A 20,527-nucleotide genomic window follows, 5' to 3' on the forward strand; every position below is an offset into this window, starting at 1 on the left:
ACATCCTACCTTAAGCGTCGCTCAGCGACGGCATGAGACCCGACGCGCTGACGGGCAGGTCAACGCGTTGGGCGCAGTGGCTGGCTTCGTGCTGCTTGGTGGCGACACTGACGTCGATGTCGACATGATCCGTTTCAAAGAAGAATCCATAAAACGGATGGCTGACCTTCGCCCAGCGCTGACGAACCAGTGCCACGGGTTTCGCCATCACACGATGCGGCAACCCGCCGACATGCGACATCGGCAGGAATTCGTTTTGCCCGTAGACGTCGCCGAACAGCATCGCTTCGTATTCCCGGTCGAGCGGCGATCGCGCCGTGATCAACATCCAGTCGACGCCGTTCTGCGCGCAATACAGATAAAACGCCTTGCACAGCGCCACCTTCACCATCCGGCCGATCGCCCCTCGCTCGACGCCAAGCCGCGTTGCCTCGGCCACGCCTGCCTTGCTCAGCCAGTCCGGCAAGCGGACCGACTGCTCGACAGCAAGCGGACCGAAAGCGTTGCTCTGGATTCGCATGGTGCCGAGCGGGCCGCCGTCCAGCCTCGACTGCGCGAGCAGCACGACTGTGCCGGGCGCGCCATCCAGTGCCTCGACGCTCATGGTTTCGGCGAATTCAGGCAAGTGCCGCCGATACGCTGCGCGGCGCATCTCGACGGCCTTGTCGAGGTCTGCCAGATTGCTTGCCACCTTAATCGTAAACGGCAGCCTCTCCTTTTTCTTTACGGCGCCCGGATTAATGCCTTCTTCCAGCGACGTAAAACCCGTATTTTGCTTCAAAACATCTGAATCGACGCGGTCCATTTCAACCCCATATGTGAGTGAGAAAAAAAGATGTCGCGCGTAGAAGCGCATATGCGTTTCGAACGCGACGAACTAGAGTCTCATGAACGCAAATGCCGTGATATGTAAGGCAGGGGAAATCCTGAAAGCGGATTAGAAGAGAAAGATTTGTAAATTCGGAAAAATATTCATGTGAAAAGCAGCAATTCACTTTTCGGCTGGAAATGGCGTCTCGCCTTATGCGAAATGGTTAAAAGTGAAGGCGCCGCTTGTCGGTCGTTGCGCGGCCAACAGATCGGCAGGTCCGCCGCGCCGTGGACGAATGGCGTGGCGACGGGCCACCGCGCGTTGCGTGAGCGGCCTGCGCGCCCTGCCGGGCGGGCAGAGCGCAAACACGGTCTATGGGATAATGCGAGGCTTGCCCACAGCGCGACTCACGAGGTTGTCAGCACGGGCGCACGAGGGGCCATTATTCCCGCGGCCCGCATTTTCCCCGCCGCATTTTCCGTGCGGTAGCTCTCTGCGTTAATTCTCGAACAACCACGATGCCCGCATACCGTTCCAAAACCTCTACCGCCGGCCGCAACATGGCGGGGGCGCGCTCGCTGTGGCGCGCAACCGGCATGAAAGACGAAGATTTTTCGAAGCCGATTATTGCGGTGGTCAATTCATTCACCCAGTTCGTTCCCGGTCACGTGCACCTGAAGGACCTGGGCCAGCTCGTCGCGCGCGAAATCGAGGCGGCGGGCGGCGTCGCCAAGGAATTCAACACGATCGCCGTCGACGACGGCATCGCGATGGGTCACGACGGCATGCTGTATTCGCTGCCGAGCCGCGACATCATCGCGGATTCGGTCGAATACATGGTCAACGCGCACTGCGCCGATGCGATGGTGTGCATTTCCAACTGCGACAAGATTACGCCGGGCATGCTGATGGCCGCGATGCGCCTGAACATTCCCGTGATCTTCGTGTCGGGCGGCCCGATGGAAGCGGGCAAGACGCGCCTCGCGAATCCGAAGACGGGCACGATCGAGTTCAAGAAGCTCGATCTCGTCGACGCGATGGTGATCGCCGCCGACCAATCCTATTCGGACGCCGACGTCGCCGAAGTGGAACGCTCGGCGTGCCCGACGTGCGGCTCGTGCTCGGGCATGTTCACGGCCAACTCGATGAACTGCCTGACGGAAGCGCTCGGCCTGTCGCTGCCCGGCAACGGCACGGTCGTCGCGACGCACGCGGACCGCGAGCAGCTGTTCAAGCGCGCCGGGCGCCGCATCGTCGAACTCGCGCGTCAGTATTACGAGCAGGAAGATGCGCGCGTGCTGCCGCGCTCGGTCGGCTTCAAGGCGTTCGAAAACGCGATGACGCTCGACATCGCGATGGGCGGCTCGACCAACACGATCCTGCACTTGCTGGCGATCGCGCGCGAGGCGGAAATCGACTTCACGATGACGGACATCGACCGGCTGTCGCGCATCGTGCCGCAGCTTTGCAAGGTCGCGCCGAACACCAACAAGTACCACATCGAAGACGTGCATCGCGCGGGCGGCATCATGGCGATCCTCGGCGAGCTGGATCGCGCGGGTAAACTGCACACCGACGTGCCGACCGTGCACGCCGATTCGATGAAAGAAGCGCTCGCGCGTTGGGACATCGTTCGCACGCAGGACGAAGCCGTCCGCACTTTCTACATGGCAGGCCCCGCCGGCATTCCGACGCAGGTCGCGTTCAGCCAGAACACGCGCTGGCCGAGCCTCGATCTCGATCGCGCCGAGGGCTGCATCCGCTCGTACGAACATGCGTTCTCGAAGGAAGGCGGCCTTGCCGTACTGACGGGCAACATCGCGCTCGACGGCTGTGTGGTGAAGACGGCGGGTGTCGACGAGAGCATTCTCGTGTTCGAGGGCACGGCTCACGTCACCGAGTCGCAGGACGAAGCCGTCGAGAACATCCTGAACGACAAGGTGAAGGCGGGCGACGTGGTGATCGTGCGCTACGAAGGTCCGAAGGGCGGCCCCGGCATGCAGGAAATGCTCTATCCGACGAGCTACATCAAGTCGAAGGGTCTCGGCAAGGCGTGCGCGCTGCTGACGGACGGCCGCTTCTCGGGCGGCACGTCGGGTCTGTCGATCGGCCACTGCTCGCCGGAAGCGGCAGCGGGCGGCGCGATCGGCCTCGTGCGCGACGGCGACAAGATCCGCATAGACATTCCGAATCGCACGATCGACGTGCTGCTGTCCGACGAGGAACTCGCGCGTCGCCGCGAAGAGCAGAACGCGAAGGGCTGGAAGCCGGCAAAGCCGCGTCCGCGCAAGGTGTCGGCGGCGCTGAAGGCTTACGCGAAGCTGGTGATGTCGGCGGACAAGGGCGCTGTGCGCGATCTGTCGCTGCTCGACGACTGATTGTCGAGGGTGGTTATAGAAAAAGCCGCTCCGTGGAGCGGCTTTTTTCATTGATGCTGATGCAACTCACGCAACCCGACAGTCGGCGCACCGCTTAATCCGCGCACCGCACGTCCTTCTTCTGCACGACGATGATCACGGGGTAGATGTTGCCGTGTTCGAGTTCCACGCGCGCGACGACGGCCATTGTCGCGCTGTCGATGTCGTCATAGACGCTCACTTTCTCGTTGCTCAGGTTCGTGACACCCGTGCAACCCGTCGCGCGTCCTTCGTCGGATATCTTGCAGGTGAGGTCGTTGTCCTTCAGGTAGCGGTAGCGGTCGCGGTCAGGTGTCGCGAGATATTCGCGCATGCTTTGCGCCGATCCGCCGACGCCCGACACATAGCCGATCGCGCATTGCGGTTCGGCCGCCGATGCCGTGCCGACCGCCGCGATGGCGGCTGCCAGAGTCGATGCAAGAAGAAATTTCAGCGCGCTATTCACCGTGTTCCCCGAAGTGCCGGATCCAGTGCTGGATTGTAACGGCATCTCGCGAAACGGGTCGGCTGGCGCGATCAGCGCCCGCGCGTCGGGCGCGCGCTGATCGTTGCAGCGCTACTTCTGCGGCGCGCCCTCCCACGCCGGCAATGTCGCGCCGTGATAGACGGTCAGGATCGACGACGCGACGTTGGCCTGCTGATAACTGTCGACGAGCGTCTTTACCCACGGCGCGCTCGCATCTTTCGCATTGACCGCGATGAAGTTGCGATACGGATTGCCGGGCACCTTCTCTTGCGCGATGCGCTCCTGCGGGATCTTGATGCCCGCCTTGATGGCCCAGTCGGTATTGACGACGGCGGCATCCAGGTCGCCGATCGCGCGGCCCACGATGCCCGCATCGAGTTCCTTGATCTGAATGTGCTTCGGGTTGTCGGCGATGTCGCGCGCCGTCGGCAGCAACCCAACGTCGGGCCGCAGCTTGATGAGGCCGTTGGCCTGCAACAGCAGCAGCGCGCGGCCTTCGTTGCTCGGATCGTTCGGCACGCCGATCGTCGCGTTCTGCGGCAGCGCCTCGACCGATTTCACCTTGCGCGAATACAGGCCGATCGGCTGCACATACGTGAAACCGACGGGCACGATGGTGTAGCGGCGCGCGGCGATCTGCGCATCCAGATACGGCTTGTGCTGGAACGAATTCGCGTCGAGGTCGTGCTGCGCGAGCGCTTCGTTGGGCTGCGTGTAGTCGGAGAACGTCGTGACCTTGACGGTGATGCCGTGCTTCGCCGCGTTGGCCGCGACGGCGCGCCACACATCCTCGTCTTCGCCGGACATGATGCCCACGCGCACCGTCTGGCCGGCCGCGAGCGCAGGCTGCGCGCCGACGATGCCGCATGTCAGGAGAAGCGAGAAAAGCGCGGCCTTGAGTGTTGTCGTTGTTCTCATAATTCGTATGCGATCGTAGTGAAGGTCACCGAATCGTAGAGAGACGCGCGAGGCCGCACAAATAATATCGAGCGCTATGGTTATCGGTTATCGCGCATTTGCGCGAACCCATGCGCGCTAATGGGCAACCTTCGCCGGACGCTGCCGGAACACGAACCCGCAAATCACGATGAACGCGACGAGCGCAAACGATGCGCCAAAGCGGCTCATCGCGAGGCCGCCGTTCGCGACGGGTTTGTCGAGGAAGTCCCCGACCACGGCGCCCAGCGGCCGCGTCAGGATGAAGGCCGCCCAGAACAGCAGCGTGCGCGATATCGAGGTCGTGTAGTAAGCCGCGACGAGCGCAAGCAACAGGCCGCCGAAAATCAGCGCGGCGCCCGCATAGCCGAGTCCGGCGGTGTCGGCCGTCCAGTCGCCGAGCGCGGTGCCGAGCGTCTGCGAGAACATGATCGTCACCCAGTAGAACAGCTCGGCTTTCGCGGTGGCGACGGTGGTGACGGACACGGAGCCCATCGTCCGATGCCAGACGAACAGCGACGCCAGCAGCAGGAACAGCAGCAGCGCGCTGCCGCCCGTGTAGCCGATGCCGAGCGAGCGGTCGGCGAAGTCGGCGAGCGTCGTGCCGACAGTGGTCGTCGCGATGATCGTGACCCAGTACAGCGCGGGACTGAAGCGCGGAGCCCGGATCTGCGCGATCACGGCGATGAGAAAAATGACGGCGAACATCAGCGTGCTGACGAGGTAGCCGAGATGCATCGACATTGAAGCGGCATCGCCGCCCGTTTCGCCGAGCGTGGTGGCGGCGATCTTGATGATCCAGAACGCAAGCGTGATTTCGGGCACTTTGGCGGCGGCGTGGTGCGATTGACTCATGACGTTGGGCTCGACAGCGTGCAAAGCCCACAGCCTAGGAGAGGTCGCCTTAAGAAAGCCTTAGCGCCCGCGCGATCCGAAGTGAAGTGCCCGCGCCGTCAATGCAGATCGGCTCTGTGCCTCGACACGATCACGCGCGCCCACAGGCCGCCTGCGGGATGATTGCCGAGTTTGAGCTTCGCACCGCAAATGTTGCACGAGCCGGCTGACGATCGACAGCCCCAGGCGGAATCGGTGTCGCCGCGTGCGAGCGCGTTGATCGGCAGCGACATCGGCGCGGCGGGCATCCAGATGGCGGCGCGCAGGCTCGGCGCGACGGGCGAGCCGAGATCCACGATACGCGGCCGGATCGACACGGCAGGGCCGATACCCGTGGTGTCGTCGGCATCGACAGGCGAATCAACCAACGATGCACCTGGCGATGTGCGAGGGAAAGCCGCCCGTATCGGGCTTGACGCGTTGTCGTCGGCGACTAAAGAGGCCATTCCTTACCAGATGTTGCCGCCGCTGCCGCCGTTGACTTCTTCCTTCCCGCATCGGCGCGCGGCAAGTCAAGTGCCGCTCCGCGCGGCCATCTCGTTCATCAGCCTGATCACTTCGCCGCGCACCCAGCGGTTCGCCTGGTCCTGTTCGCCGCTGCGGTGCCAGTACAGATGCCATGCGAGGTTCGGCAGCGGAAACGGCAGTTCGAGGATGCGGGCGTCGTAGCGCTGCAGCAGTTGCACGGGCGCGGTGAGGGCGAGATCGGTGCGCAGCGCGATCAGCGGCGCGACCATGTAGTGCTGTACGCGCATCTGCATCTGGCGGCGCTTGCCTAGCTTGTGCAGTTCGGCATCGACGAGGCCGCTGCCCTGGCGGCGGCTCGACACCTGAATGTGGCCGAGGGCGAGATAGTCGTCCATCGTCAGCGTATCCGCGGCGAACGGATGGTCGTGACGCAGCATGCAGGCGTAGCGGTCGCTGCCGAGCGGCGCCTGATGCAGTTGCGGATCATCGATCAGGGGCACGTCGATGGCGAAATCGATCTTGCCTGTGGCGAGCGCGGCGGCGACTTCGCTGCGCGGTGTGAAATAGCTTTCGATGCGCATGCCGGGCGCCTGCTGCTGAAGTACTTCGCCGAGCGCGGGCAGCAGGATGGCTTCCGTCAGATCGGGCATGCTGAGGCGGAACGTGCGTTCCGACGCGGCGGGCACGAACACGTCGCCTTCCGTCGCGCTCGTCTCCAGCAATTGAAGCGCTTCGCGCACGCGGCCGATGATGTTTTCCGACAGCGGCGTCGGCACCATGCCCGTTGGCGTGCTGACGAAAAGGGGATCGGCGAACGCCTTGCGCATGCGCGCGAGCGCGTTGCTGACAGCGGGCTGCGTGATGAAGAGCGTTTCGGCGGCGCGCGTGAGGTTGCGCTTGTCGTAGATCGCTTCGAACACGACGAACAGGTTGAGATCGAGCTTCGGTGCACGCATCGTATAGAGTCCCCTCACGCGGCGAGTCGGCCACAACTGGCGCCCACCCGGTCCGCCATGATAATCGACCGATCACGCGACGCCCCACGCATTCAATCTCGCGGCGGCACGTTCAGATACGCCGCAGCCGCGCCCAGCGTCTCCTTGCTCTTCGCGATCTCCATGCGCGCGATGGCCTGCAGATGCACTTCGTCGGGACCGTCCGCGTAACGCAGCGCGCGGCCCCATGTCCAATGGTCCGCGAGCGGCGTATCGGGGCTCACGCCCATCGCGCCGAACACCTGCATCGCGCGATCGCACACGGTGGTGTGCAGTTGCGGAATCAGCGCCTTGATCATCGAGATTTCCTTGCGCGCGGCCTTCGCGCCCACTTCATCGATGAGCCATGCCGTCTTCAGCACCAGCAAGCGCGCCTGATCGATTTCGATGCGCGACTTCGCGATCCATTCACCGACGATGCCATGCTGATGCAGATATTTGCCGAACGTCTTGCGCTCCTGCGAACGCTCGGTCATCAGCTCGAGCGCAAGCTCCGCCGCGCCGATCGAGCGCATGCAGTGATGGATGCGGCCCGGCCCGAGCCGCGCCTGCGCAAGCGCGAAGCCGCTGCCTTCGTCGCCGAGCAGGTTCGCCGCGGGCACGCGCACGTTGGTGAACGTGACCTCGCAGTGACCTTCCGGCGACACGTGGTTTAGCACGGGAATATTGCGCACGACCTTGACGCCGGGCGTATCCATCGGCACGAGGACCATGCTTTGCTGCTCGTGCGTCGGCGCATCGGGATTGGTCTTGCCCATCACGATCAAGATCTTGCAGTTCGGATGCGCGGCGTTGGTGATGAACCACTTGCGTCCGTCGATCACGTAGTCGCCGCCGTCGCGGCGGATCGACGTGGTGATGTTGGTCGCATCCGACGACGGCACGTCCGGCTCCGTCATCGCGAACGCCGAGCGGATGGTGCCGTCGAGCAGCGGTGCGAGCCACTGTTCGCGTTGCGCGGGCGTGGCGAACATATGCAGCAGTTCCATGTTGCCAGTGTCGGGCGCATTGCAGTTGAAGACTTCTGACGCCCACGAAATGCGGCCCATGATTTCCGCGAGCGGCGCGTATTCGAGGTTGGTGAGCCGCGTGCCGGGCTCGTCGTCTTTCAGATGCGGCAGAAAGAGATTCCACAGGCCTTCTGCCCTGGCCTGCGCCTTGAGTTCTTCCATGAAGGACACGGGATACTGGCTGGCATGGACTTCTTCCAGCCATTGCTGGTGACGCGGGACGATGTGCTCGTCCATGAATGCGCGCACGCGGCGGCGCAGGTCTTCAACCTTCTCTGTATAGCCGAAATTCATGGTGTTTCCTGTTCGCCCTTGAGCGGGCGTTCGAAAGTTTTTTCATGCAACTGATGTGGCTCAATGCGGCTCGCGCGTGCGCTTCGTTCTTTGCGAGCCTTGCGCTTTGCGCGGATGCAAGCCCCAACCCTAAACCGTCAATCCGCCATCCACCACCACACATTCCCCGTTCGTATAGCTCGCGGCGTCGGAGACGAGATACAGCACCGCCCCCGCCATATCGCGCGGCTCGCCATGCCGGCGCAGCGGAATGTTCTCCATCCAGTGCTCATAGATCGCCTTGTCTTCGAACAACGCGCCCGCGAACTTCGTCTTCGTCAAGCCGGGAAGCAGCGCATTCACGCGGATGCCGAGCGGGCCGCATTCCTTTGCGAACGCTTTCGTCATGTTGACGACGGCCGCCTTCGTGATCGAATAGATGCCCTGCCGATCGCCCGGGTGCAGCGCATTCACGGATGCCGTGTTGACGATCGCGCCGCGTCCTTGCTCCTTCATCAGCTTGCCGGCTTCGACCGACATGAAGAAGTAGCCGCGCACGTTCACCTCGACGGTCTTGTTGTAGGCAGCGAGGTCAGTATCGAGGATGTGCCCGAAGTACGGATTGGCCGCCGCGTTGTTGACGAGAATGTCGAGCCGCCCGTGCTTCTCGCGGATATGCACGAAGGTCGCCGCGATGTCCTCCATGCGCCCGACGTGGCACGCCCACGCCTCGGCGCTGCCGCCCGCGTCGCGAATGGCCGCCGCGACCTGCTCGCACTCTTCGATCTTGCGGCTCGATACGATCACGTGCGCGCCCTGTTCGGCGAGCAACTGCGCAATCGCTTCGCCGATGCCGCGGCTTGCGCCCGTCACGAGCGCAATGCGGCCCGTCAGGTCGAACAGATTCGTGCTCATGGTTGTCTCCTTCATGTCGTTGTCGATGAATGGGTGGAACGGCTACGCGATCAGTTCGGCGCCGAGTTGAGCGAGCGGCTCGACCATCGCGCCGACCTGATGCGCGTCGGCGCTCGATGCATTGCCTTGCAGCGCGCGCGCCTTCACACCCTGGGCGATCGAGGCGAGCCGGAAAAAGCTGAACGCGAGATAGAACGGCCAGTTATCGATGCCCGGCAAGCCGCGCAGCGCGCAGTACTGCGCGACGATGTCCGCTTCGTCGGGTACGCCGAGCGCGGCGCGGTCCTGACCGCGCAGTCCCGTGATATGCCCTTGCGACGGCAACCGCAGACACATGCAGAAGTACGCGAGATCGGCGAGGGGATTGCCGAGCGTCGACAGTTCCCAGTCGAGGATCGCGAGCACTTGCGGTTTATCCGGCGCGAAGATCAGGTTGTCGATGCGGAAGTCGCCATGCACCAGCGACGGACGCTGCGCACGGGACGCATCTGGAGCACCGGACGCTTCGGCCGGGCGGTGCGCGGGCAGCCAGTCGATCAGTGCTTCCATTGCGTCGATGCGCTGCGTTTCGGCCGCGCGGTATTGCTTCGTCCACACACCGATCTGACGCTCGAAGTAGTTGCCAGCGCGCCCGTAATCGCCCAGTCCGACCGCTTCGGGGTCGACGTCGTGCAGCGCAGCGAGCGTCTTCACGATCGACGAGTAGTAGCCGCGCCGCGCGTCACGGTCGATTTCAGGCAGCGCCGGATTCCAGAAGATGCGCCCTTCTTCATAGCTCATCAGATAAAACATGCTGCCGATCACGTCGCGGTCCTCGCACAGGTGCCATGCGCGAGCGACGGGCACGGGCGTGTCGGCGAGCGCGCTCAGCACGCGGAATTCGCGGTCGACGGCGTGCGCCGACTTCAACAGTTGTCCCGGCGGCTGACGCCGCAGCACATAGCGGCCGCTTTGCGCGTCGAGCAGGTAAGTCGGGTTGGACTGGCCGCCGGCGAACTTGGTCGCGCGCAGCGGGCCGCGAAAGCCCGCGACGTGCTGCTCCAGATACTGTGCGAGGCGGTCGAGGTCGAGCGTGGTGTCGTGAGGATCGCGAGTCATGTCGTGAGGTGGATTGCGCGTGAACTACCCATAGGTCTGAAAGGCGCGCCGCTGCGTATCGTCGAGATGTCCGACGGCGTTGAAGCTGGACAGATGCAGCGCATCGCGGTTGAAGAAGAAATGGCTCACGCTGCTGTTGCGTATCTCATGTTCAGCGCGATGGCCGTTGCGGCGGGCGCCTGCAACACCTGCTGCGTCAGCGCGGCGATCACGCCGCCCGAGCTGACGACCAGCACGCGTTGTGCGCTGCCTTGCTGGATCGCGGCGCGCGCATCGGCGACGCGCTGCTGGAACGCGCGCCACGTCTCGGGCGCGCGGCCATCGAGAGCGCCTTGCGACCACAGTTCCAGAACTTGCCGCAGCGCCTTGAAGAAATCGCGCGGGCTTTGGGTCGCGCGCTTGGTGAGCGCCGCGTGCTCGTCGCCGAGCGCACGAAAGAGCGCATGAAAATCGTATTCGTCGAGACCCGGATGGATTTCGCAGTCGATCGGCGGCGCGCCGAGACCGCGCCAGATGGCATCGACAGTCTGCGCGTGACGCCGCAAGGTGCCGGCCATCACGCGGTCGAACGCGATGTCGCGCTGCGCGAAGTATTCGCCCAGCCAGATGCCTTGCTGCTCGCCGGCCGCCGATAGCTGGTCGTAATCGTCTGCGCCCAGCGACGCCTGGCCATGCCTTACCAGATAGAGTTCCGCCATCGCACGCTTTGCCTCGAAGGACATGAGGCCAGCTTAGCGGCGGATGCGCCATTCCTGAAGTTTATTTGATGAATCTTCGGGTATTCATCGAGATGATGCCGAAGGGGCGTGCCGTGCAACTAACTGTCTGGTTCACGATGCTCGGCACAAGTGCGCGGCTTGGCCGCCGTGGTCAGAAGCGTGGGTTCGCCGCGCGACGCGCCGCACGTCGTCAGCGTCCGGTGCGCGCGTGATCGGCTCAGCGGTTGCCGTCGAGCAGGTCGTTGAGCAGTGTGTCGAATGCGGCCTGGGCGTCTTCGAGTTCCTGCAACGCCGCGTCGAAAGCCTGCAACGCGATTTGCGACGGCCGGCCGCTGCCGGCAGGAGGGAATTGCGATTGCAGCGCGGCGAACGCCGTCTGTACCTGTTTTGTCGCGTTCAGGACGCGCTCCATCGCGCGGGTTTCTTCGGCTCGCGCCGTTGCGTGGTCCATGCCGGTACTCCGTGTTTCATGTATGCCGTGACGGCGAGGCGCTCACTATGCCACGAGTCGCCGCGCCATTCGCCTTTGCCCGCAAGTTGCGCGGGCGGCAGCGTCAGCTGAGCGGCAGGCCGGCGTTCGCTTTGACTTCGCGCAACGACAACGACGATTCCACCGACGTCACGCCAGGCAGGCTGCGCAATTCGTCGCGCATGAACGTGCCGTAGTCGTCGAGATCGCGCGCGACCACTTGCAGGATGTAGTCCGCGCTGCCCGATACGTTGTGGCACGACAGGATGCGCGCAATCGCGAGGATCTCGCGCTCGAAGCGGGTCGCCGTTGCCCGGTCGTGCACGGCGAAGCGCACATAGACGAACGCGACCACGCCGAGCCCGAGCGCCTGGCGCGACAGCATCGCGCGATACCGCTCGATATAGCCATCGTTTTCCAGGCGCTTCAGACGCCGTGCGCAAGGCGTTTCGCTCAGCCCGACCATTTCCGCGAGCTTCGCATTGGACATGCGTCCGTCTGTCTGCAGCGCGGCGAGGATTGCGCGGTCGGTTTTGTCGAGTGTATTCATGGTGAGGGGAAGGCAGTAAGGTATGCGCAAATTTTAGGGTAATCCACCACGTTGATGAAACATTGATCAGAAAATCGCCAATATTCGCTAGCCGACTGTATGCATCATGAGTGCATCCATATGCGAGGTTTCTCATGGTTTCCGCTCATCTTCTGATCATGTATATCGCGGCGCTCGTCGTCGTGTACGCGCTGCCCGGCCCGGACATGGCGCTGGTGTTGCAGACGAGTATCGGGCGCGGCGCGCGCCACGGTTTCGCCGCCGCGGGCGGCCTGGGCATCGCGCGGGCAACGCACGTGACGCTGTCCGCATGCGGCGTGGCCGCGCTGTTGCGCAGCGCGCCGTGGCTGTACGAAGCGGTGCGTTATGGCGGCGCAGTCTATCTGGCGTGGGTCGCCGTGCAGATTTTCCGTTCGCCCGTGTTCGCGCTGCCTTCAGGCGGCGCGCGGGACGACGAAGGCGCGCTGCGCGCGGCGTTCGTTAAAGGGCTGTTGACGAACCTGCTGAACCCGAAAGCGCTGCTGTTCTGTTCGGTGCTGCTGCCGCAGTTCGTGCGGCCCGAAGCGGGGCCAGTCGCATGGCAGATGGTCGAACTGGGGATTGTGCTGGTCGTGCTCGGCGCCTGTTTTGACGCTGCCTATGCCATCGGCGCCGCGCGCATCGCGGGGTGGGTGCGCGCGCATCCCGTCGCGCAGACGCTGCAACGCTGGACATTCTCGGCCGCGTTGATCGGCTTTGCGCTGCGGCTTTCGATCGACTAAGCGGCTGCAGGTCTCACTTGCGAATCATCGCAGCGCGTTCCGACTTCTGGCCGATGATCTTGCGACGATGCTTGTCCTTCATCGCCTTCCAGCCTTTGCATTCCTCTTTGGTGCGCATGCAGCCAAGACAATAGCCGGTCTTGCTGTCGAACTTGCAGACATCGATACAGGGCGATTTGACGCTCATGCTGAATGGCTCGTAACAGTGTGAAAGGCGGACCAAGCAGGAATGTCGCACGCCGCGCCGCGCGCGGGCAAAGTGATTGTGTCAATAAAAGCGATAGACTGCCGGGCTGAAACGAGCCCGCAGTCCGCTGGCTGCGCGCCTGCCTCGACCGATCACATTCACCCCTTGCCGATGAAAACCCTGTTGCTGTATGTCGTGACGGCTGTCGCCGAGATCGTCGGCTGCTATCTGCCGTGGCGCTGGCTGAAGGACGGCGGCCCGGCGTGGCTGCTGGTGCCGGGCGCATTGAGCCTTGCGCTGTTCGCGTGGCTGTTGACGTTTCACGGCACGGCTGCGGGCCGCGTTTACGCAGCTTACGGCGGCGTGTACGTGGCCGTTGCGATCCTCTGGCTGTGGTGCGTCGATCACGTGCGCCCGAGCGCGTGGGACCTGGCTGGCGTCGCGCTGACGCTCGCGGGCATGAGCGTCATCGCGTTCCAGCCGCGCGTCTGAATCCGACGGGTTCCACCGGATTGCGTGGGATTGGGTCCCGTTTCGTCTTGTGCGGAGCATGGCCGCTTCGTCCCGAGCGCCATCTCTCGCGATGCATGTAAGACCCGGCAGACACGCGGGGCCGGCCATAGCCGGCCCTCGCATCGCTGAACAGTGCGTCTGCTCGCGTCAGCGCGTCAGCTATTGGGCTTGCCGAGGAAATCGAGCTTGCCGAGTTCGACGCCGTTATGACGCAGGATGTCGTACGCCGTCGTGATGTGGAAATAGAAGTTCGGCATCGCGAACCCGAGCAGATAAGACAAACCGTTGAACTCGACCGGGCCGGTGCGCATCTTGAGCGTCACTACGCGCGTTTCCGATCCGTCGATCTGCGCGGCACCAAACTCCTTCAGATAATCGATCGTTTTCTGAATGCGGGCGTGGAGTTCGTCGAATGAGAATTCGACGTCGTCGTACTTTGGCGCTTCGACGCCGGCGAGCCGTGCCGCGCAACCTTTCGCAGTATCCGTCGCGATATGCACCTGACGGGCCAGCGGGTGCATATCCGGAAAGAGACGCGCGCCCGTCAGCACGGACGGATCGATCTGCTTTTCTGCCGCGTACGCCTGACCCTTGCCGAGAATGGTCTGCAGGTTCGTGAGGCCGCGAATCAGCACGGGAATGGATGCCTGAAACATCGAAATGGTCATGGATGGTCCTTGAATGCCGGGTGGCGCGCGCTCTGCTGGCGCGCGGTCGCATAGCGTAACGCAACAGCAGCCTGATTGCTGCTGGAGCAGCCTAACGCGAATCTTGCGCGGCGCACACCTGGCCATTCGGCCAGGTGTCGGACGTGCCGGAACTGTGTTCGAATCGATTTGTCGGACGGTTGTTGTTGCTTGCGCGGCGGCGCGGTGCAACGCGGCCGTCGCGCGCCCGTTGTGTTTCTATCGTGTGGCTTCGCCACGCAAACGGAGAATCGAGCCATGACGAAGCACCCTTTGCCCGGCAGTGAACGCAAGCTCGCGCCGGGCTCGAAAGTGGTCGCGCAGTGCGATCCGTCGGAAGCGATTCAGGTGGTGGTCGTGCTGCGCCGCAAGGACGAACAGCAGTTCGACCAGTTGATGAAAAAGATCGAAGCGGGCGCGCCAGATGCCAGGCCGCTCACGCGCGAAGAGCTGGAGCAGCGCTTTGGCGCGTCGGCGGACGACGTCGCGAAGCTCAAAGCCTTTGCTTCGCAGCATAGGCTGGCCGTCGTGAGGGAGGACGCGTCCGCGCGAACCGTCGTGCTGGGCGGCTCCATCGACCAGTTCCAGAAGGCGTTCGACGTTCAGTTGCACGACTACGAGCATCACTCGATGGGCCGCTTTCGCGGCCGTACGGGCGCGATCAGCTTGCCCGACGATCTGCACGGCGTCGTGAAGGCGGTGCTCGGCCTGGACGACCGCCCGCAGGCGCGGCCGCATTTCCGCATTCGTCCGCCGTTCCAGGCGGCGAGGGCGCAGCAGACGTCGTTCACGCCGTTGCAGCTCGCGTCGCTGTACCACTTTCCGCAAGGCGACGGCAGCGGGCAGTGCATCGGCATCATCGAGCTCGGCGGCGGCTACCGCAAAGCCGATCTCGACAGCTATTTTTCCAGCCTCGGCGTGCAGGCGCCGAAAGTCGTCGCCGTCGGCGTCGACCAGGGCGGCAACCATCCGACGGGCGATCCGAACGGGCCGGACGGCGAAGTCACGCTCGATGTCGAGATCGCGGGCGCGATCGCGCCGGGCGCGTCGATCGCCGTGTATTTCACGACCAATAGCGACGCCGGCTTCATCGACGCCGTCAGCCGCGCCGTGCACGACACGGCCAACAAGCCGTCGGTAATTTCGATCAGCTGGGGCGCGCCGGAAAGCGTGTGGACCGCGCAGTCGATGAACGCCTTCAACGACGTGCTGCAATCGGCGGCGGCGATCGGCGTGACGGTCTGCGCGGCATCGGGCGACAGCGGTTCGAACGACGGTGTCAGCGATGGCGGCGATCACGTCGACTTTCCCGCCTCGAGCCCCTACGTGCTCGCCTGCGGCGGCACCAGCCTGCAAGGCTCGGGGCAAACGGTCACGCACGAAGTGGTGTGGAACGACGGCGCGAACGGCGGCGCGTCGGGCGGCGGCGTGAGCGGCACCTTCGCCGTGCCGGCGTGGCAGGAAGGGCTGTCCGCCTCCGGCGTGCGAGGCGCCAAGCGTGCGCTGACGGGGCGAGGCGTGCCCGACGTCGCCGGCGACGCATCGCCGCTCACCGGTTACGACGTAATCGTCGACGGCAGCAATACGGTGGTCGGCGGCACCAGCGCCGTCGCGCCGCTGTGGGCTGCGCTGATCGCGCGCATCAACGGCGCGAAGGGTGCGCCCGTCGGCTTCGTCAATCCGAAGCTGTACAAGGCGGCGGGCGCCTGCAACGACATCACGCAGGGCAACAACGGCAGTTACGCGGCCACGGCGGGCTGGGATGCCTGCACGGGTCTGGGCAGCCCCAATGGTGCGAAGGTGGCGGCGGCTCTATAGTCTGAGCAGCGGGCGCTCGCGGTCGGGGCGCCGTGCTTTCGGCGGCGATCAGCGCATCGCAACGGTGGGCAAACGTACAAGGCAAGGGATGGAGCGATCATGACGAATACCGAATCAGCTTCCGGCAGTTTGCAGTCGCCTCACAATTCACACGCCGCGCATGAAACATCGGCTGCGAGCGTGCCCCACAAGGCCGGAGATCAGCCGTTCTTCGATCCCGTCGCATACGGCAACGGGCCTGACGATTCCGTCACGGACGCCACCGAAAACGCCGCCGTGACGAAGCACTCAATCACGATCGACGGCAAGAAGATCAACTACACCGCGACGGCCGGCCATCTGGTGACGGTCGATCAGTCCAGTTCGCAGCCGAACGCGAAGATGTTCTACGTCGCGTTCACGCAGGACAACCAGAAGGAAGAGACGCGGCCGCTCACGTTCTTCTACAACGGCGGACCGGGCTCGTCGTCTGTGTTCGTGCTGCTCGGTTCGTTCGCGCCCCGCCGCATCAAGACATCGATGCCGGGCTTCACGCCCCCCGCGCCGTATCAGATGGAAGACAACCCCGACAGTCTGCTCGACAAGAGCGATCTCGTGTTCATCAATCCGGTTGGCACGGGCTATTCGGCTGCCGTCGCGCCGCACAAGAACCGCGATTTCTGGGGCGTCGATCAGGATGCGGATTCGATCAAGCAGTTCATCAAGCGCTTTCTGACCAAGAACAACCGCTGGAATTCGCCGAAGTTTCTGTTCGGCGAGTCGTACGGCACGGCCCGCAGCTGCGTGCTCGCGTACAAGCTGCATGAGGACGGCGTCGATCTGAACGGTGTCACGCTGCAGTCGTCCATTCTCGACTACACGCAGGCCGGCAATCCCGTCGGCGCGCTGCCGACGGCGGCCGCAGACGCGTGGTATCACAAGAAGCTCGGCATCGCGCCACGGCCGACGGATCTCGGCCAGTTCGCCGAAGAGGTCGCGCAGTTCGCGCGCACGGATTACCTGAACGCGCTGCGCAAGTTTCCGACCACCGACAACAGCGTCGTCGAGAAGCTGAGCGAATACACGGGCATCGACAAAACCACGCTGCTCGCGTGGAGCCTCGACATTGCCGGCTACGACAGCCGGGGCAACTCGCTATTCCTGACTACGCTGCTCAAGTCGAAGGGGCTTGCGCTCGGCGCGTACGACGGCCGCGTGACAGCGATCGAAACGGGCATCGCAGGCAAGATCGATCCGAACTCCGGCGGCAATGATCCGACTATGACGGCCGTCACGGGCGTCTACACGACGATGTGGAACGTCTATCTGAATGAGCAGCTGAAGTTCACGTCGAATTCGGCTTTCACCGATCTGAACGATCAGGCGTTCAAGTTCTGGGACTTCGGCCATATCGATCCGACGGGCGAGCAGAAGGGCGTCGACAGCAAAGGCAACGTGATTCTGTACACGGCAGGCGACCTCGCCGCCGTGATGGCGCTCAACACCGACCTGAAAGTGCTGTCCGCGAACGGCTTCTACGACTTCGTCACGCCGTTCTACCAGACCGTGCTCGACTTGCAGCAGATGCCGCTCGTGAGCCAGCAGGTGCGGGAGAACCTGTCCGCGCGTTTCTATCCGTCGGGCCATATGGTGTATCTCGACGGCGGATCGCGTACCGCGTTGAAGGCGGACCTCGCGGCAATGTACGACTCGACCGTGCATAACACGGAAGCGCTCGGGCGCGTGCGCGCGCTGCAGGCGCTTACGGCAGAGAAGATGCACTGATGCCTGTTTCTGGCGGCCGCCGCGCCGGGTTTGCGGCGGCCCGCAGTGTGGCAGGGCAGCGGGTTTGCGGCGTTATCGCGATGCCGTCAATGCCCGAAGCATCGAAAAGCCGTGGCAATTCAAGTGCGCCGGATTTACGTCCGCGGTGTCGAGTGTGTTTTAATTGCCTTGCGAATTAACTCTGCCGCGCACCTTGGAGGCGCGTACTGATTAATGAATGCAGGGAAGGTGAACGTGTCCGAACGGACGCATAGCATCAGTCGAATCGAATCAGCCGTCCGCGATGTCCGCCGTTTCGCGGGTCGCGCACGGACGACAAGCGTGGGCCGCGCCGCGCTGGCCGCGCTGTCGGCGGGCTTGAGTCTGCATGCGGCGTTTGCGCTCGCGCAAGAGGCCTCGATGCTCGACGAACGCGTCACGCAGCAGAACATCGCCACAACGATTTGCCGGCCTGGCTACGCCGAAACGGTTGCGCCTCCATTCGACGACATGATGGAGCACAAGGACCGGTTGCTCGCCGAGCGCGGCATCGATGCCGCACTCGGCACGCGCTATGCGCTCGACCGCCGCGTGCCGATCGTGCTCGGCGGCTCGCCGGATGCGCCGGAGAATCTCGGTCTCTTGCCGTGGGGCGGACATCATGGCGAGCGCCGCAAGGCGTTGCTGACGGCGCAGCTCAAGCGCTGCGTGTGCGAAGGACGTATGACGCTGAGCGAAGCACAGGCCGCCATCGCCGGTAACTGGTCGGCGCACTATGCGGGCTTTGGCAGCGCGCCGTGCGACGGCGATCGCGGCGTGGCGGCCGCGGGCGGCGATGGTTCGTGAGGCGCTATACCCTGGTAGCGGGCGCGTTTAACCGGGATGTATGCATGCCGCGGCGCGCGGCAGATCGTCAAGTTTCTGGAGAATCGACATGAAGAAATCAATCATTGCCGGCGTCGTTGCCGCGCTGGGCTGGGTCGCGGCAAGTCATGCCGCATGGGCGGCCACGTCGCCGTGTGGCAAGGACGGCGCGCTGCAGATTCGCGGTGACACGCCCGGTGCGATCAGCTACGACGTCTACAGCCAGTTGCATCCCATTGACGCTCATCGCCTCGCGCTGTTTCAGGATGCGGGCACGGTGAAGCATCTGCCGGATGGGCTCGATGTCTGCGCAATCTCCGACGATGGTGTCGCCGATCCGTCCGCCGTGCTCGTCCATGCGCCGCAGGGTCAGATGGCGTGGTGGGTGAGCGCGGCGAACGTCGAGCGCGCGGACTGAACGGGCACGATAGCCGGTCGTTTGCTGCGCGACACGAATCTGGCTACGCTGGCGAAGGAAGGGGCAGTCAGAAGGGGTAGTCCGAAGTGGCAGTCGTGCTTCAACAAGGAAGTACGATAATTGCACGACCGGGTCGCGGCGCTGATCTCCAGTTCGCCACCTGATCACCACCAAGCGGGAGCGTGGCGGGTATGAAGATCATCGTGTGGAACATTCCCGAATCCTGTTCCGAGCAGGAGGTCCGCGATTTTCTGGGCCACGAACTCGGTCATTATGCAAAAGACATCGAAGTGTTCGAGCAGGGCACGCCGAACGCTTACGCAAAGGTCGATGTCGAGGCCGACGATGCATATGTCGCGGACGTGATCGCGCAGCAATTCAATGGCAAGCAACTGGGTGGCGTCCATTTGCAGGTCAGCGCCGTGCCGTTCGGCGGCGACGAGACGCCGCCGCACAAGCCCGCCTCCTGAGCGCGCACGGTCGTCGCGCCGGCAATCAGGCAATTCGGCAATTACCCTTCGGTTAGCGCGGTCAGTCGAACGGCGTGTAAGGCAGCGCGCGCTTGTGCTGTGTTGCATCGTAGAAGCGCATGACGGTATCGAACACGGCTTCGCTGACAGGGGCGCCTTCGAGAAAATCGTCGATATCGTCGTAGCGGATTCCGTAGGCGTCTTCGTCGGGACGTTGCGGGCGCAACGTCTCCAGGTCCGCCGTCGGCATCTTGTGAACGAGCGCGTCGTTTGCGCCGAGCGCTTTGGCGAGCGCACGCACGCGCCGCTTAGTGAGGCCCGCGAGCGGCAGCACGTCCGCACCGCCGTCGCCGAACTTCGTGAAAAAACCCATCACCGATTCCGCCGCGTGGTCCGTGCCGATCACGATGCCGCGTCGCGTGCTCGCCACGGCGTACTGCGCGATCATCCGCTGGCGCGCCTTGATGTTGCCATGCACGAAGTCCTGTTGCGATTCGTCGGCGTAGCGCAGGCCGCTCGCGGCGAGCGATGCGAGCATCGCGTCGGCAGCGGGGCGGATGTCGACGCTCAGCGTTTCGTCGGCGCGGATGAAGGCAAGCGATTGCTGCGCATCCTGTTCGTCGTGCTGGACGCCGTGCGGCAGGCGCATCGCGACGAAGCGCGCGTCGTAGTGCGCGCCGCGCAAGCGCTCGACAGCAAGCTGCGCGAGACGTCCCGCCGTCGACGAATCGACGCCGCCGCTGATGCCGAGCACGTAGGCCGACAGGCCGTTCGCGCGCAGATAGTCGGCGAGAAAAGCGACGCGCCGCTCGATTTCGCGCGCGGCGTCGAAATGATCGGCGACGCGCAGTTCGGCCGCGATCTGCCGCTGACGCGCGATGCGTTGCTGCTGGTCCATGCATGTGCTCCTTGCAAGATGTCGTGACGTGCAAGCCGATGATTGCATGGTCTGCAGGATCGGGTGCGTCGTCAGCCATTGTCTGGTCTAATGTTGAGACTCATGAGTCAATCGCAGGGATTGACCTGATGCGTCGACGTAATCGGTG

Annotated in this window: 22 protein-coding genes and 1 pseudogene; 8 read left to right on the forward strand and 15 right to left on the reverse strand. The window is 63.8% G+C overall.

The window, feature by feature from the left end; translation table 11 throughout:
• Window positions 1–10: 10 nt before the first annotated feature.
• Window positions 11–691, reverse strand: a complete 681-nt coding sequence (locus H3V53_RS23960; protein WP_336600081.1) for an N-acyl amino acid synthase FeeM domain-containing protein — start codon at window positions 689–691, stop codon at window positions 11–13.
• A 638-nt stretch (window positions 692–1,329) separates the two neighbouring features.
• Here H3V53_RS23960 and ilvD point away from each other — a divergent pair.
• On the forward strand, window positions 1,330–3,189 hold the full coding sequence (ilvD, locus tag H3V53_RS23965) for a dihydroxy-acid dehydratase (RefSeq protein WP_336600082.1): 1,860 nt from the start codon (window positions 1,330–1,332) through the stop codon (window positions 3,187–3,189).
• Window positions 3,190–3,283: 94 nt separating this feature from the next.
• On the opposite strand, the gene H3V53_RS23970 is transcribed toward ilvD, so the two are convergent.
• From H3V53_RS23970 to H3V53_RS24020, 11 genes and pseudogenes are all read right to left on the reverse strand, one after another.
• Window positions 3,284–3,661 (reverse strand): hypothetical protein, encoded by a 378-nt coding sequence (locus H3V53_RS23970; protein WP_336600108.1) that lies wholly within the window; start codon window positions 3,659–3,661, stop codon window positions 3,284–3,286.
• A gap of 123 nt (window positions 3,662–3,784) precedes the next feature.
• Entirely contained in the window at window positions 3,785–4,612 is an 828-nt protein-coding gene (locus tag H3V53_RS23975; protein ID WP_336600083.1) for a MetQ/NlpA family lipoprotein, read from the reverse strand.
• 117 nt (window positions 4,613–4,729) lie between these two features.
• Window positions 4,730–5,485, reverse strand: coding sequence for a COG4705 family protein (locus H3V53_RS23980; RefSeq protein ID WP_336600084.1), 756 nt, complete (start codon window positions 5,483–5,485; stop codon window positions 4,730–4,732).
• 98 nt (window positions 5,486–5,583) lie between these two features.
• The gene (locus tag H3V53_RS23985) at window positions 5,584–5,892 is read right to left on the reverse strand and encodes a hypothetical protein (protein ID WP_336600085.1); all 309 of its coding nucleotides are present in this window, start codon (window positions 5,890–5,892) and stop codon (window positions 5,584–5,586) included.
• 144 nt (window positions 5,893–6,036) lie between these two features.
• Complete coding sequence (locus H3V53_RS23990; RefSeq protein ID WP_336600086.1) at window positions 6,037–6,948, reverse strand: LysR family transcriptional regulator; 912 nt, start codon at window positions 6,946–6,948, stop codon at window positions 6,037–6,039.
• Window positions 6,949–7,040: 92 nt separating this feature from the next.
• Entirely contained in the window at window positions 7,041–8,291 is a 1,251-nt protein-coding gene (locus H3V53_RS23995) for an acyl-CoA dehydrogenase family protein (protein WP_336600087.1), read from the reverse strand.
• A 129-nt stretch (window positions 8,292–8,420) separates the two neighbouring features.
• A complete protein-coding gene (locus H3V53_RS24000) occupies window positions 8,421–9,185 on the reverse strand; it encodes an SDR family oxidoreductase (RefSeq protein ID WP_054924395.1) in 765 nt (254 codons plus the stop codon).
• Between the two features lie 42 nt (window positions 9,186–9,227).
• Window positions 9,228–10,283 carry a phosphotransferase gene (locus H3V53_RS24005; protein ID WP_336600088.1) on the reverse strand — a complete coding sequence of 352 codons (1,056 nt, stop codon included), beginning with the start codon at window positions 10,281–10,283 and terminating at the stop codon, window positions 9,228–9,230.
• A 24-nt stretch (window positions 10,284–10,307) separates the two neighbouring features.
• A pseudogene (locus H3V53_RS24010) lies at window positions 10,308–10,981 on the reverse strand (histidine phosphatase family protein).
• 238 nt (window positions 10,982–11,219) lie between these two features.
• Complete coding sequence (locus H3V53_RS24015) at window positions 11,220–11,453, reverse strand: hypothetical protein (RefSeq protein WP_336600089.1); 234 nt, start codon at window positions 11,451–11,453, stop codon at window positions 11,220–11,222.
• A 103-nt stretch (window positions 11,454–11,556) separates the two neighbouring features.
• Window positions 11,557–12,021, reverse strand: a complete 465-nt coding sequence (locus H3V53_RS24020) for an Lrp/AsnC family transcriptional regulator (protein ID WP_336600090.1) — start codon at window positions 12,019–12,021, stop codon at window positions 11,557–11,559.
• A 134-nt stretch (window positions 12,022–12,155) separates the two neighbouring features.
• Between H3V53_RS24020 and H3V53_RS24025 the strand changes: the two genes are divergently transcribed.
• Window positions 12,156–12,782, forward strand: coding sequence for a LysE family translocator (locus tag H3V53_RS24025; protein ID WP_336600091.1), 627 nt, complete (start codon window positions 12,156–12,158; stop codon window positions 12,780–12,782).
• Between the two features lie 13 nt (window positions 12,783–12,795).
• Here the strand turns inward: H3V53_RS24025 and H3V53_RS24030 are convergent, their stop codons facing one another.
• Window positions 12,796–12,969: a DUF1289 domain-containing protein gene (locus H3V53_RS24030; RefSeq protein ID WP_054924390.1), complete on the reverse strand. Its 174-nt coding sequence runs from the start codon at window positions 12,967–12,969 to the stop codon at window positions 12,796–12,798.
• Between the two features lie 171 nt (window positions 12,970–13,140).
• On the opposite strand from H3V53_RS24030, the gene H3V53_RS24035 reads away from it, so the two are divergent.
• Window positions 13,141–13,461, forward strand: a complete 321-nt coding sequence (locus H3V53_RS24035; protein ID WP_054924389.1) for a YnfA family protein — start codon at window positions 13,141–13,143, stop codon at window positions 13,459–13,461.
• Window positions 13,462–13,637: 176 nt separating this feature from the next.
• On the opposite strand, the gene H3V53_RS24040 is transcribed toward H3V53_RS24035, so the two are convergent.
• Complete coding sequence (locus tag H3V53_RS24040) at window positions 13,638–14,150, reverse strand: DUF1993 family protein (RefSeq protein WP_054924388.1); 513 nt, start codon at window positions 14,148–14,150, stop codon at window positions 13,638–13,640.
• A 276-nt stretch (window positions 14,151–14,426) separates the two neighbouring features.
• On the opposite strand from H3V53_RS24040, the gene H3V53_RS24045 reads away from it, so the two are divergent.
• From H3V53_RS24045 to H3V53_RS24065, 5 genes are all read left to right on the forward strand, one after another.
• Complete coding sequence (locus tag H3V53_RS24045) at window positions 14,427–15,986, forward strand: S53 family peptidase (protein WP_336600092.1); 1,560 nt, start codon at window positions 14,427–14,429, stop codon at window positions 15,984–15,986.
• Between the two features lie 99 nt (window positions 15,987–16,085).
• On the forward strand, window positions 16,086–17,750 hold the full coding sequence (locus tag H3V53_RS24050; protein ID WP_336600093.1) for a S10 family peptidase: 1,665 nt from the start codon (window positions 16,086–16,088) through the stop codon (window positions 17,748–17,750).
• Window positions 17,751–17,963: 213 nt separating this feature from the next.
• A complete protein-coding gene (locus H3V53_RS24055) occupies window positions 17,964–18,575 on the forward strand; it encodes a hypothetical protein (RefSeq protein ID WP_336600094.1) in 612 nt (203 codons plus the stop codon).
• 88 nt (window positions 18,576–18,663) lie between these two features.
• Window positions 18,664–19,011, forward strand: a complete 348-nt coding sequence (locus H3V53_RS24060) for a hypothetical protein (protein ID WP_336600095.1) — start codon at window positions 18,664–18,666, stop codon at window positions 19,009–19,011.
• A 191-nt stretch (window positions 19,012–19,202) separates the two neighbouring features.
• The gene (locus tag H3V53_RS24065) at window positions 19,203–19,481 is read left to right on the forward strand and encodes an RNA-binding protein (protein ID WP_336600096.1); all 279 of its coding nucleotides are present in this window, start codon (window positions 19,203–19,205) and stop codon (window positions 19,479–19,481) included.
• Between the two features lie 61 nt (window positions 19,482–19,542).
• On the opposite strand, the gene nadE is transcribed toward H3V53_RS24065, so the two are convergent.
• Window positions 19,543–20,379 carry an ammonia-dependent NAD(+) synthetase gene (nadE, locus tag H3V53_RS24070; RefSeq protein ID WP_336600097.1) on the reverse strand — a complete coding sequence of 279 codons (837 nt, stop codon included), beginning with the start codon at window positions 20,377–20,379 and terminating at the stop codon, window positions 19,543–19,545.
• Window positions 20,380–20,527 lie beyond the last annotated feature (148 nt).

The organism is Paraburkholderia bengalensis (genome assembly GCF_037126505.1).
GTDB classification, from domain to species: domain Bacteria; phylum Pseudomonadota; class Gammaproteobacteria; order Burkholderiales; family Burkholderiaceae; genus Paraburkholderia; species Paraburkholderia bengalensis.